Annotated in this window: 9 protein-coding genes and 1 pseudogene; 5 read left to right on the top strand and 5 right to left on the bottom strand. The window is 74.1% G+C overall.

The genetic code is table 11. From position 1 onward, the window contains the following. Positions 1 to 34: 34 nt before the first annotated feature. The 5 genes from AB0C78_RS35490 to AB0C78_RS35470 form a co-directional block, all read right to left on the bottom strand. Positions 35 to 1795 carry a hypothetical protein gene (locus tag AB0C78_RS35490; RefSeq protein ID WP_360756726.1) on the bottom strand — a complete coding sequence of 587 codons (1761 nt, stop codon included), beginning with the start codon at positions 1793 to 1795 and terminating at the stop codon, positions 35 to 37. 124 nt (positions 1796 to 1919) lie between these two features. Then, positions 1920 to 2663, bottom strand: a complete 744-nt coding sequence (locus tag AB0C78_RS35485; protein ID WP_360756723.1) for a hypothetical protein — start codon at positions 2661 to 2663, stop codon at positions 1920 to 1922. A 34-nt stretch (positions 2664 to 2697) separates the two neighbouring features. Beyond that, on the bottom strand, positions 2698 to 3942 hold the full coding sequence (locus AB0C78_RS35480) for a GAF domain-containing SpoIIE family protein phosphatase (RefSeq protein WP_360756721.1): 1245 nt from the start codon (positions 3940 to 3942) through the stop codon (positions 2698 to 2700). Positions 3943 to 4148: 206 nt separating this feature from the next. Further along, positions 4149 to 4688, bottom strand: coding sequence for a MarR family transcriptional regulator (locus AB0C78_RS35475; protein ID WP_360756718.1), 540 nt, complete (start codon positions 4686 to 4688; stop codon positions 4149 to 4151). A gap of 125 nt (positions 4689 to 4813) precedes the next feature. Next, a complete protein-coding gene (locus tag AB0C78_RS35470; protein WP_360756716.1) occupies positions 4814 to 5902 on the bottom strand; it encodes an Lrp/AsnC family transcriptional regulator in 1089 nt (362 codons plus the stop codon). Positions 5903 to 5972: 70 nt separating this feature from the next. Between AB0C78_RS35470 and AB0C78_RS35465 the strand changes: the two genes are divergently transcribed. From AB0C78_RS35465 to AB0C78_RS35445, 5 genes and pseudogenes are all read left to right on the top strand, one after another. Next, positions 5973 to 7181 carry a M20 family metallopeptidase gene (locus AB0C78_RS35465; protein WP_360756713.1) on the top strand — a complete coding sequence of 403 codons (1209 nt, stop codon included), beginning with the start codon at positions 5973 to 5975 and terminating at the stop codon, positions 7179 to 7181. Next, a complete protein-coding gene (locus tag AB0C78_RS35460) occupies positions 7178 to 8593 on the top strand; it encodes an MFS transporter (protein ID WP_360756710.1) in 1416 nt (471 codons plus the stop codon). Before AB0C78_RS35465 ends, AB0C78_RS35460 begins: the two co-directional genes overlap by 4 nt. A gap of 29 nt (positions 8594 to 8622) precedes the next feature. Then, a pseudogene (gene eccCb / locus AB0C78_RS35455) lies at positions 8623 to 11052 on the top strand (type VII secretion protein EccCb); the annotation flags it as partial. Further along, positions 11052 to 11432 (top strand): hypothetical protein, encoded by a 381-nt coding sequence (locus AB0C78_RS35450; protein ID WP_151600508.1) that lies wholly within the window; start codon positions 11052 to 11054, stop codon positions 11430 to 11432. The pseudogene eccCb and the gene AB0C78_RS35450, both read left to right, overlap by 1 nt. Then, a complete protein-coding gene (locus tag AB0C78_RS35445) occupies positions 11429 to 12430 on the top strand; it encodes a DUF6177 family protein (RefSeq protein WP_360756707.1) in 1002 nt (333 codons plus the stop codon). Before AB0C78_RS35450 ends, AB0C78_RS35445 begins: the two co-directional genes overlap by 4 nt. Positions 12431 to 12938: the final 508 nt, after the last annotated feature.

Here is a 12938-nt window from a genome sequence, read left to right as displayed (position 1 = left end):
ACACGGGGATGCGGGGCGCGGGCGGGGCGGGGCGTCACCTCGCGGCGAAGGCGGCCAGGTTCGTCGAGACGATCTCGGGCTTGCCGTCGTTCTGCTTCGCGGCCGCGGTGAGCACGTCGATGTGCTGGTAGCCGGGGGCGACGACGTCGCCGGGCTGTGGGCTGGAGCCGCCGAGCCCGTCGCCGGCCTCCAGGTTGATGATCGGGTTCGCGGTCGGGCCGCCGGTGTGGACGGCGTCGTCGGCGATCCCGGGGGCGGCCGCGAGCGCGATGTCGGTGACCATCTTGGTGGGGAAGTAGTGCTCGGTGAAGTCGAGCGGCTGCTCGGCGAGGCTGCGGGCCAGCTCGCCGATGTCGGTGACCTCCTTGGCGGACGACGTGAAGGGCGTGCCGTCCTTGGAGGCGGGCACCCCGGCGCCGACCTGGTCGTAGTTCCGCCAGGTGTAGAGCGGGCCGTTCGGCTCGTCGGGGATGGCCTTCTTGTCCGGGCCGAGCAGCTGCTTCAGCCCGGACAGGCCGATCGCGTCCAGGTCGTTCGGCGCCGGGAACTCCTTGTCGACGATCTTCCCGCCGTCCCAGAACCCGACGCTGGCCTGCATGAACGCCAGCGGTTCGGAGTTGTCGTCGAGGAGCCCGCCGAGCGCCGCCGCGTTGCTGAAGCGGAAGTCCTTCACCGTCGGGGAGCCCTTCACGAACGTCGGGTAGTCCTTGGAGAACAGCAGCCGGTACGTCGTGTCGGTGTTGAACGAGGACGGCACGTAGGTCGCGAGGTCGGACACGCCGCCGGGGGAGAGGTCGGCGGCGAGGCCCGCGATCGACAGCAGGTTCATCGTCTCGGTGTTGATCAGCGCGGGGGCCGAGAGCGAGCGCGGGACGACGCCGCTCTCCAGCCCCGCCTGGACGGCGCCCGCGCCGAACTTCAGCAGCGGGACCAGGTCGGTGGGGAGCTGGCCGCCCGCTCCGGGCAGGCTCGTGCTGATGCGGGTGTCGAGCGCGAAATAGCCGGAGCACTGGTTGTAGCCGGCGTCGCCGGTGGTGGAATGGTTCCCGTCGAAATCCCATTCGGCGAAGAACGCGGTCAGGACGCCGCCGAGGGAATGGCCGCCGCACAGCATCTTCTGCTTGCGGGCCTGCTGGTCCGGCAGCTCGTGGACCATCAGGTCGTACTGGTCGCGGACGGTCTGCTCCAGCCCGACGTTCTGCAGCCAGGCCACCTGGTCGTTGGTCTGGTAGCCGGCGAACTTCCGGCCGTCGACCTCTTTCTGCCGGTAGTAGTAATCGACGGCGAGGTGGACGTCCTTCGCGGCGAGGCCCGCCTGGACACCGGTGTGGTCCTCCAGGCAGTTGGACCGGCGGTCGAGCGCCCAGAACTCGATGTGCTTCCCGTCCTTCGCGGCGGCCGCGACCGTGTTGCGGGCGACGCTGTCGAAGGCGCCGGCGCCTTCGAGGATGCCGGGCTGCGCGACGAGGATCCGGTCGGCGTCCGCCGACGCGGCGGGGCCTGCGGAGTCCCGGAACCGCAGGTAGGACAGCCAGTCGCAGGCCTCCGGGTGCGGGCCCGCCGAGGCCGGCAGCGGGACGCGCACCCGCACCATCGACTCGGTGACGCCGGTGACGGGCGAGCCCGTGGCGACCGGCGTCTCGACCCGGTCGGCGCCCGGGCCGGCGGCGGGGGCGGCGAGGGCGTGGACGGGGAGCGCCGCCGCGGCGGCGACGAGCGCCGACGCGCCCAGCACGGCGAGCCCGCCGAGCCGGCGCGGCGGGCGGCGAACGAGGGGGTGGGGTGGTCGCCCCATCACGTTCTCCTTCCGGACGCGGACGGATACGGGGCAACAATGGACGCCGTTCTCCGCCCGCGACAGTCGCCCGCCGACACAATCGCCGAACCGTTCTTGTGTCCCGGACGACAAAAAAGGCGCGTCAGCCGAGCGCGGCGGCTCCGACCGCGCGGATGAGCTCCACGAACTCGGCGCGCTCGGCGGGCGACAGCGCCCGCTCGTACACGGCGGCGGCGAGCCGGTCGGTGGTCTCCTCCGCCTCCGCTCGGCGGCCCTTGAGCGCCGAGCAGTCCGGGAGGTCGCCGCGCCAGCCGAGGAAGCGGGCCCGGTCCTCGTTCGAGCCGGCGAGCACGGCCTCCAGCGGCGCGAGCCCCGCCGCGGTCGTCGCCACCAGGTGCAGCGCGCCGCGCCACTCCCGCAGCACGTGCACCAGCTGCGCGGTGCGGCCCGGGACGTCGTCGGCCAGCGGCTCGGCGCGCCATCCGCAGAACAGCGGCAGCCCGGAGCCCTCCGCCGCGTCGACGACGCGTCCGGCCAGCTCGCACAGCCGCTCGCCGCCGGCGTCGCCGATGTGGTCGCGGCCCCACTCCACGCACGTCGCCGCGTACCGGCGGGCGGCCTCGCGCGCCCCCGCGACCGCGACGCCCTCGTCCCAGAAGAGCCGGACGACCGGCGCCGGGAACCAGCCCATCGCGGCGGACACCACGCCGGCGTCGACGTCGCCGAGAACCCCGCCGCGGCCCGCGAAGTAGAAGGCGAACGGGTTGTCGTAGCCGGCCCGCTTGCCGCGTTCCGGGGTCGCCGGGTCCAGCATCCACGCGGCGCCCACGTCGTGGATGATCCCGTCGGCCGCCCGCACGGTCTCCATCGCGTCCAGCCCGTCCATCGCGCCTCCTCCGCTCGGCTCGGTAAGCGGGAGGTTACTCCGGTGCGGCGGCGGGCGGCGCGCCGGGGCCGCGCCAGTCCAGGCACACCACCACGGCGTCATCGGCGAGGTCGGCGCCCTCGTGGTGCTCGATCAGCTCGTTCACGATGGTCAGCGGCACCTCCGCCGCGTCCTGCAGGCGGCTGCGGCGGGTCGCCTGCTCCAGCGCCTGCGCGCCGAACTCGCCGCGCGCGGACCGCGCGGAGAACACCCCGTCGCTGACGATGACGAGCCGGTCGCCGGGCTCCAGCCGGAACCGCTGCGGCTTGTACTCGGTGTCGGGGAACATGCCGAGCGGGAGCTGCTGCTCGAGCGGGATCCGCGCCACCTCGGCGCCGCGCATCCGCAGGATCCGCGGCGAGCCCGCGTCGATGACGTGCACGGTCCCGTCGGCGAGGTCGATCCGCATCACCAGCGTCTCGGTGAACTCGCGCCCGCCGTAGCGGACGTGGACCATGTCGTTGGCGAGGCTCGCCTGCTCGCCGATGTCGGCGCCGGACCGGCGCGCGTTGCGCAGCGCCCCGACCGTCAGCGACGTCAAAAGCGCCGCCTGGATGCCGGTGCCCGACCCGTTGGTGACGGTCAGCGCGAGGTGGTCGTGCTCGGCGGACCAGTCGAAGTTGTCGCCGCCGATCGAGTAGGCGGGCTCCAGGTGCCCGGCGAGGCTGTAGCCGTCCCCGGCGCAGGCGTGCCCGGGCAGCAGCTGCCACTGCAGCTCGGCGGCCAGCGTGAGCCGCTGGCTGCGCCGGGCCCGCTCGTACCGGTCGGTGTGGTGCCAGGCGACCCGCAGCGCCGACCCGAACACCGCGCCGACCTCCGCCAGCTCGGCCAACGCGGCGTCGTCCCAGTCGCCGCCCGACGACGCGAGCTCCAGCACGCCGAGCCGCTCGCCGCGCGCGGTGACGGGGACGAACACGGTCGCGTCCGCGCCGTCCGGCCGCCCGGGACCGTCCGGGGCGGGCTCGACGACGGGCCGGCGGGAGACGAACGCGCGCCCCGCCGCGGAGCCCCGGATCCTGAGCGGCGCGGCCGGCTCCCCTCCGGCCGGCCGCGCCGGTGCGGAGGGGAAGGGCTCGACCGGGAGCAGGACGCGCGAGTGGTAGTCGTTCACCAGCAGGCGCGCGCTCCGGACGCGGGGCAGCTCCCGCCCGAGGAGGGCGGCCAGCGTCTCCGGGAGCGCATGCGCCGGGGCGGTGCGCAGCGCCCGTTCGACGTCGGCCGCGCGGCCGTGCGTGCTCATTGCGACCCCATCTCGTTGTCCGGGCCGTCCACCTCCCGGGGGCATGGTTCCTCCGCGGGCCGTCCGGACCGGGACGGGGAACCGCAGGGGAAGACTGTCAAAAAGCTTGCCACATGGCAAATACTTGATGTCGAGGAGCACCGGAATTCCTCCCGGAATCCCCGCGGGACACGGGCGGGGTGCGGGCGGGGGCGCGGCCGGCGGGCTCAGGCCGTCCGGGAGCCGACCGCCTCGGACGAGCCCGCGTCCTGCCGCTCGCGGGCCAGATCGAACTCGGTGAGCGCGTCGATGAGCCGCCCCCGGGACCCCGGCGACAGCTGCGCGAGCACCTCGCGCACCGCCGCGCGGCGGCGCCGGGTCAGCTCCGAGTACAGCCGCTCGCCCTGCTTGCTCAGCCGGACGATGATCTCCCGCCGGTCCGCGACCGCGTTCTCCCGCACCACCAGGCCGGCCGCCTCCAGCCGGTCGCACAGCCGGCTCGCCGACGACGGGATCGCGCCGAGCTCCTCGGCGAGCCGGCCGAGGTTCGGCCGGCCGAACCGGGCGATCGCCTCCACGGCGCGCAGCTGGATCGGCGACACCGCCGGCTCCAGGCCCTGGTCGGCGCGGCTCCACAGCAGCGCCGCCGCGCTCAGCACCCGCTCGACGGCGGCGGTGACGTCGTCCGGCACCTCGCCCGCGCCGCCGCCCGCCGGATCCTCGCCCGCCGGGTCGTCGGCCGAGAGCCGCGGTCGTCGCTGCGTCACGCCCCCGCCTTTCTCATGGAGTTCCCTGGCCTCGCCACCCACGGCACCGGCTCGCGCGTCCCGCCGCGGTGGGGCGGGAACGGGGCGCGTCGCGGACGGAAGACCACGATAAACGACGACGCCCGTCAGGGGGCGGCGGCCTGCGGGCCCGGGCCCGCGCGCAGCCGCGCGACCAGGTCGCCGAGCGCGTCCTCGGTGCCGGGGTCGTCCCACGTCCAGAACGGGACGCCGCGCAGGTGCCGGCCCTGCGGGTCGAGCAGCTGCCCGGCGAGCTTCACCTGCCACAGCGCCACCGCCCGGTCGACGATCTCCAGCTGCGGGAAGCGCCGCCGCAGCGCCGTCTCGAACGACTGGACGCGCTCCACCGACCGCAGCCACACGGCGAACAGGACGTTGTGCGCGCCGGTCAGCGACGCGCACATCCGGGTCTCGCGGAGCCCGGCGAGCAGGCCCGCGAGCCGCGTCACCTCGTCGGGCGGCGCGGAGCCCCACAGGTACACCGTCACCGGCCAGCCGGACAGGAACCGGGCGACCTCGCAGCGGTACATGAGGGCGCCGCCGCGGTCCATCCGGGCCAGCCGGCGGCGCACCGTCGTCGGGCTGAGGCCGCTGCGCTCGGCGAGGCGCGCGACGGGCTGCCGGCAGTCCTCGACGAGCAGCCGCGCGAGCCGCTGGTCCTCCGCCCGCAGCACCCACTCGCCCCGGTCGCGGGGGCGGTCGCGCACCAGCAGGTCGCGCTGCCGCTGGTCGAGCCGGTCGAGCCGCCACCGGCTGCCCTCGGAGTGCAGGGTGGTGGCGAGCTGCGTGCGGGTCGCGGCGACGCCGTCGAGCCGGCCGAGCCGGAAGCCGACGTAGCGGGCGAGCTCGGCGTTGTCGCGCAGCACCACGGTCATCAGCAGGTCCCGGCCGCCGGTGACGTGCTCCAGGTTGAACACGTGCGGGTCCTCGGCGAGCTCCGCGGCGACCTCGTGCAGCCGCCCCGGCACGCAGTCGATCTCGATGAACGCGACGACCGGGGTCAGCCAGTCGACCGCGACCGGGAAGCACGACAGCCAGGCCAGCCCGGCCCCGGTCAGCCGCGCCCAGCGGCGCGCGGCGGTGGAGGCGTCCACGCCGAGCGCCGCGCCGATCCGGCGCCAGTCGGCGCGGGGCGCGGTCTGCAGGGCGGTGACGAGCAGGTGGTCCAGCTCGTCGAGGGTGGTCGATGTCGGCATACGAGCGGTCTCTCGCGGTGGATACCGGCAGAAGCCGGGCGGAAAGGGTCCGACTCCGCACCATACCTGCATGTCTGTCTGTGACGATGCCGCTGACCTGCGGGAAGAACTGACCGAGCTGCGCCGCGCCCTGCACCGCGAGCCGGAGCTCGGCCTCGACCTGCCGCGCACCCAGGAGAAGGTCCTCGCCGCGCTGGACGGGCTGCCGCTGGAGATCACCACCGGCAAGGGCCTCGGCTCGGTCACCGCCGTGCTGCGCGGCGGCGCGGCCCGCGCGGACGGGCGCCGCCCGGCGGTGCTGCTGCGCGGCGACATGGACGCGCTGCCCGTCCAGGAGGACACCGGCCTCGACTACGCCTCGACGATCCCCGGGCGGATGCACGCCTGCGGGCACGACCTGCACGTCGCCGGCCTCGTCGGCGCGGCCAAGCTGCTCGCCGCGCGCCGCGACGAGCTGGCCGGCGACGTGGTGCTGATGTTCCAGCCCGGCGAGGAGGGCATGGGCGGCGCCAAGATCATGATCGACGAGGGGGTGCTGGACGCGGCGGGAGAGCGCGCCGTCGCCGCCTACGCCCTGCACGTGTTCTCCACCGCGCTGCCGCAGGGCACGATCGTCAGCCGGGGCGGGACGGCGATGGCCGCGTCCGACGCCGTCAATGTGGTCGTCCGGGGGAAGGGCGGGCACGGCTCGTCACCGCACGGCGCCAAGGACCCGGTGCCCGCGCTCGCCGCGATGGTCGGCGCGCTCCAGACGATGGTCACCCGCGAGCTGGACATCTTCGACCCCGCCGTCGTGACCGTCGGCTCCGTCCACGCCGGGACGGCCGGGAACGTCATCCCCGAGACCGCGTCGATGGACATCACCGTCCGGTCGTTCTCCGAAGAGGCGCACCGCAAGGTCCGCGCGGGCGTCGAGCGGACCGTGCGCGGGATCGCCGCCGCGCACGGCGTCGAGGCCGACATCGACTACGTCGAGCAGTACCCCGTCACCGTCAACGCCGCCGGCGAGGCCGCGTTCGCGCTCGGCACCGCCCGCGACCTGTTCGGCGACGCGCGCGTCTTCGACGTCCCGCGCCCGATGGCCGGCTCCGAGGACTTCTCGTTCGTCCTCCAGCAGGTCCCCGGCGCGTTCATCGGGCTCGGCGCCTGCCCGGCCGGCCGCGAGCCGGCGACCGCGCCGATGAACCACTCGCCGCAGGCCGCCTACGACGACGCCGTCCTGCCCGACGCCGCCGCGCTGCTGGCCGAGCTCGCGACGCGCCGCCTGGGGGACGCGTGACGGCCGCCACCGGCGCCGCCACCGGGGAAGGGGCGGCGCCGCCGGTGCGGTCGGTCACCGCCGTGGTCGGCCTGCTCGTCCTGTTCGAGCTGGTCAGCGGGTTCCTGCAGGCCGGGATCGCGCCGATCCTGCCGAGCATCGGCGACACCTTCGGCGTCCCGGACTCCGCCGTCGCGCTCGTCGTCTCCGTCCAGCTGCTGTCGGCGGCCGTCTGCGCGCCCGCGATGGGCCGGCTCGGCGACCTGTACGGGCACCGCCGGATGCTGCGGATCGCGCTGGCCTGCGTCGCCGCGGGGTCGGTGCTGTGCGCGGTCGCGCCCGCCTTCCCGGTGCTGCTGGCAGGACGGCTGCTGCAGGGCCCGCTGGTCGCGCTGATGCCGCTGGAGATCGCGCTGGTCCGCGACCGGCTCCCGGTCGACCTGGCCCGCCGCGCGATCGCCCGGCTGGTCGGCGCACTCACCCTCGGCGGGCTGCTCGGCGGCCTCGGCATGGGCGTGGCCGGCAAGGTCTTCGGCGACGTCCGGCTCGCCCTCGCGGTCCCCGCCGTCCTCGCCGTGGCCTGCGTCGCCGTGTCGATGGTCGCGATCCCCGAGTCGGTGACCCGCGCCGCCGGACGGGTCGACTGGCCCGGCGTCGCGCTGCTCGGCCTCGCGGTCCTCGGGCTGCTCGCCGGCGTGTCGTCGGCCGGCGACCACGGCTGGGGGAGCGGGCGCGTGCTCGTCCCCGCCCTCGCGGGGCTCGCGCTGCTCGCGGTGTGGGCGTTCGTCGAGCTGCGCACCGCCGAGCCGCTCGTGGACCTGCGCGCCATGGCCGGACGGCACGTCGCGCCGTTCTACTTCGCCTCGTTCGCGTTCGGGGTGATCTACTTCGGCGGCCAGTCCCCGAACGCGACCTTCTTCGCCACCGACCCGGACGAGGCCGGCTACGGCTTCGCGCTGTCCTCGCTGTCGATCGCGCTGGCCATGCTGCCCGCGATGGCCGCGAGCATCGCCGGCTCGGCGTGCACCGCGCGGATCGCCGGGAAGATCGGCTACCGCGGCGCGCTGATCGGCTCGTTCCTGCTGGTCGGGACCGGGTTCGTCGCGTTCGCGGCGGCGCACGGCGCGCTGTGGCAGGTGGTCGCCGAGCTGACCCTGATGGGCCTCGGCATGGGCACCGCGCTCGGCGCGATGCCCACGGTGATCGCCGAGGCGTCCGACCCGTCCCGGACGGGCGTCGCCACCGCCGTCTACAACAACGTCAAGACGGTCGGCGGCGCGGTCGCGGGCGGCCTGTTCGGCACGCTGCTCGCCGCGCCCGCCGGGCACGACGACCCGCGTGAGGGCGGCTACGTCGCGGTCTGGCTGATCGGCGCGGCGTTCGCCCTGCTGGCGGCGCTGCTCGCGGTCGCCGCCCGCAGGCGGGAGGGCTGACGCGCCGGGCGTCCCGCCGGTTCGGATCGCTTCCACACGTCGCCGGGGTCATCACCAACCTTGAGGACGACGCGGGGCTCATAGAGCGCGCCTACGCCAGCCTGGCCGGCGAGGTGCAGCGCCGCCAGCAGGTGTTGCGGGACGCCGGCAACATCGCCAGCGTCGGCGACTACAACCACCTGCGCGCGGAACGGCCCGAGCTGCCCCCGCTGCCGCACCTGCTGGTCATCATCGACGAATTCGGCGAGCTGCTCACCGCTCGTCCGGACTTCATCGAACTCTTCCTGTCCATCGGCCGGATCGGCCGCAGCATCGGCGTCCACCTGCTCCTGTCAAGCCAGCGCGTCGAGAGCGGCAAGCTGCGCGGCCTGGAAACCTATCTGTCCTACCGGATCGGGCTGCGCACGTTCTCCGAGGAGGAGAGCCGGACTGTCCTCGGCACGACGGACGCCTTCCACCTGCCGGCCCTGCCCGGCTTCGGGTACCTCAAGGTCGACACCAGCGTCTACCTGAGGTTCAAGGGCGGCTACGTGTCGGGCGCGTACCGCGACCAGGCGGCGGCCGACGAGGAGCCTGCCGGGCAGGCACCGCCGGTCCGCCTCTATCCGGTGCTCAACAGGAGCGAGACGGCCAGGCGCCGCACGGAGACGGAGGGGGACGGCGCCGACGAGCCGAGCCTGCCGGAACGGACCTCCGGGCCGACGCTGCTCGACGTGACGGTCGAGTCGCTGTCCCGGCACGGCCGCCGGGTCCAGACGATCTGGCTGCCGCCGCTGCCGTCCTTGGTGACGCTTGAGGAAATCTGCGGCCCCGTCCAGGTCACCGCCGCCGGGATGCACCTGCCGGACGCCCGAGGGAAGGGGCTCGAGGTGCCGGTCGGTCTGCTGGACGACGCCCGCCGGCAATGGCAGGACGTCTGGCGGCTCGATCTGACGGCGGCCGGCGGGCACGTCGCGATCATCGGCGGCCCGCAGACCGGGAAGACGACGCTGCTGCGCACGCTCACGCTCTCGCTTGCGCTCACCCGCTCACCCTCTGAGGTGTCGGTGTACGGGCTGGACCTCGTCGGCGGCGGGCTCCAGGCTCTGGAGGGCCTGCCCAACGTCGGCGGAATCGCGGGCCGCACCGACTACGAGCGGATCCGCCGAACGGTCGAGGAAGTCCACGGGATGCTGGAGCACCGCCAGGAGGTCTTCCGGAACCGCGGCATCGACGGGGTCGCGCGGCTGCGCCGGATGCACGCCGACGGGCTGGTGCCCGAACTGCCGTGCGCGGACGTCGTGCTCCTCGTGGACGGCTTCGGAGCCATCCGCACCGACTTCGAGGAGATCGACGACATGGTCGCCGACCTGCTGCAGCGCGGCGGCGGCTACGGCGTGCACGTGGTCGCCGGGATGCTGCGCTGGAACGACGTGCGGATCGCGGCCCAGTCCAACTTCGGGCAGCGGGTCGAGTTGCGGCTGAACGACCCCTCGGACTCCGCCGTGGACCGCAAACTGGCCCAGACGATCAGCGCGGACCTGCCCGGCCGCGTCCTGACCGAGGCCAAGCTGTTCGCGCAGGTCGCTGTGCCCGCGATCGGCGGCGCGCCCGATCCGTCCGCGCTCGGCGAGGCGGTGGAGTCGGCGGTCGGCAGGATCCGGGGCGCCACCGCCGGGCCGGTGGCGGCGCAGGTCCGCGTCCTGCCGCACCGGCTGCCCGCGCACGACCTGCCCGGCCCGGCGGACGAGCCGAGGCTGGTGCCGATCGGCGTGGACGAGCGACACCTTGCCCCGGTGCCCCTGGACCTGTTCGGCGTCGACCAGAACCTGCTCGTCCTCGGCGACGGCGGATGCGGCAAGACGAACCTGCTGCGGCTGATCGCCGGCGGCCTGATAGCCCGGTACACGCCCGGCGAGATGGTGTTCGCTGTCATGGACCCGCGCCGGACGCTGCGCGACGTCATCCCGGCGCCCTACCTCGGCGGATACGCCACCACTCCGCGCGTGTGCGCCGGGCTTGCCGCGAACGTGGCGCAGGAACTGCAGGAACGAATGCCCGACGACGTCGCCGCGGACAGCGACGGCACCGTCCCGACACCGCGCATCGTCATCCTGGTGGACGACTACGACCTGCTCACCACGGCCGGGCAGCAGCCGCTCGCACCCTTCCTGCCGTTCGTCGCCGGCGGCCGCGACATCGGTGTCCACTTCGTCGTCACCCGCCGCGTCGCCGGAGCGTCCCGCGGCATGTACGACCCGCTCGTCCAGGCGATGCGGGAGATCGGCACCGGCGCACTACTGATGTCCGGCGACCGATCGGAGGGGCAGTTGTTCCCCCGCGTGTACGCCCGGCCGCAGCCGCCGGGACGCGGACTCTGGCTCACCCGCGGAGACGGCCCACGACTCATCCAGACGGCGCTGCTGGACGAGCCGCCCGGCGTCCCCGCACCGCGGCCGTCCTCCCTGCGGGAGGCGTAATGGCCTATTTCCTGGTCGTGCTGACCCAACGTGAGCCCAACGCCCTGGACCTCGCCGACTCGATGGTGGTCGCGGACGAGTCGCTGTGGGTCCGGGCCGCCGGTGATGACAGGCTGGTCCAGCTCTGCGACGAGTCGGACCGGGTGCTGGTGAGCATCGAGGAGGCACAGCGGGTCGAGGTCGAGGGCGAGGTGGAGCGGCTGCTCGGGGACCGCGTCACCGCTGGGCTGGCGATCCCGTACTGGTGGATGGAGGCGTGGGTGCCGGACGACGCCCCGGACGGGCCCGCCGTGGCGCACCGTTTCGCCGCGGAGCTGATCTCCCGGCTGGGCGGCGCGGTGTGGCCGCCGGCGCCCCCGGAACCACCGGAGCCGACGTGAGGGAGCATCCGGCCGTCGACCTGGCCACCGAGAGGAGCGTCGTCATCACGCGGGACCAGGAGATCGTGCCGATCTCGTCATGGGTGACCGACGTCATGGCGCGGTGCGCGGCCGAAGACCTGGTGCTCCAGGTGCTCACCCCGCCCGACACCCGGATCACGCTGCCGCTGCGGCTGGCCTTCCGCGGCCCGCAGGCACGCTGGATCGTGCACGCAGGTGACGGCCACTACGAGGGGTTCTCCGGGCTCCCGGTGGACTGGAACGGCACCGAGTTCGTTGTGGCCGAGCGTGCCAGGACGGACGGCCCGTCCCCCACCTTCCTGCGCGGCCCCGAAGACGCGGAACTGGGGCATCACGTCATCGTCGACCTACGTGTCGTCCACGACGCCACGGAAGAGCTGGTATTGGGCTCGGCGGTCGAGGAGCTGGCGCTGCTCCTCGCCGGCGCCGCCCCGTCCGGATGGGGCGCCGCCGAACCGGCCGTGGCCCGCTGGGACCGGGCCGCTCTGACCGCCCTGTGCCGCCGCCGCGCACCACGTCCGACTTGGCTGGTGTTCACGGGCGGCCATGGGGAGCCGGGCCCGCCCTTCGGCGGCACAGTGCAGGTATCACGTGTCGATACGGGTGTCAGGGAAGAGGTCATCTTCGTGATGTCGCTGCCTGGCGACACCTGGTCGCCGGGCCCCCTCGGCGCCCTCGAGTCCCTGGCGGACCGGTACGCCGGAACCGGCGAACTCAGCACGCTCACGGCCCATTGCATGCCGGGGCGTGCCGACCTTACCTATCCGGCCCGCCTGCTGGGGTTTCCCCGCCCGCTCGCGTTGGCGCTCGGTCCGGCCGGAGTCGCCGAAGCGGGCAGCCAACGCGCGCTGTCGGCGCCGGTGAAGGGGCGGCTGATCGGAGACCCGGCCGAACCGGGAGCCTGGTACGCGTTCGCCGACGACACCTCCGACCCGCCGTGGGAACGGATGGGCGCCCTCATCCGGCACTTGACATGATCCTGCGGCCCCGGAGCGCGGAGTGCTTCGCCGGGTCAGCGAGCCGCACGCTCTCCCGCAAGCGGAGGTATCAGGCGGGTGCCGGGCTGCGCGGAGACGTTACGCAGGCGCCATGACCCGCGGGACGGTGATCGAGGACGTCGCCGAGCAGATCGCGATCGCGTCGGGACGGCTGCGCGCCGGGGAGCGAAACGCAAAAGTTGCAAAACCGGCACCACGCCAAGGTCCGCACCCAGAGCGAGCGGGATGCCGCCGCGCTCAGGGACGGCACATCCCACAGAAGGCCCACTGCTCACCCAGCCACCTCACCCATCGTCGTGCGGGCCATCCTCACCCTCCACCTTAGTCCGGCTCCGGCAACTCGGCGACGTCCCGCAGGCCGTCACCGCATTCTGCCGCATAGGTGTTGTTCTGTGTATCTCGGCGGCTGCGTGAGAAAGCCGTCGCGGAGACAGTCCGGTCGATCGCCGGACGCGCCACCGGTCTTTTGCGCTGCAGGTCGTGGTCG

It is taken from the genome of Actinomadura sp. NPDC048394 (assembly GCF_040651755.1).
Lineage (GTDB): Bacteria > Actinomycetota > Actinomycetes > Streptosporangiales > Streptosporangiaceae > Spirillospora > Spirillospora montaniterrae.
The sequence above is the reverse complement of the archived record's forward strand: the minus strand, read 5'-3'. Positions and strand labels throughout refer to the sequence as shown.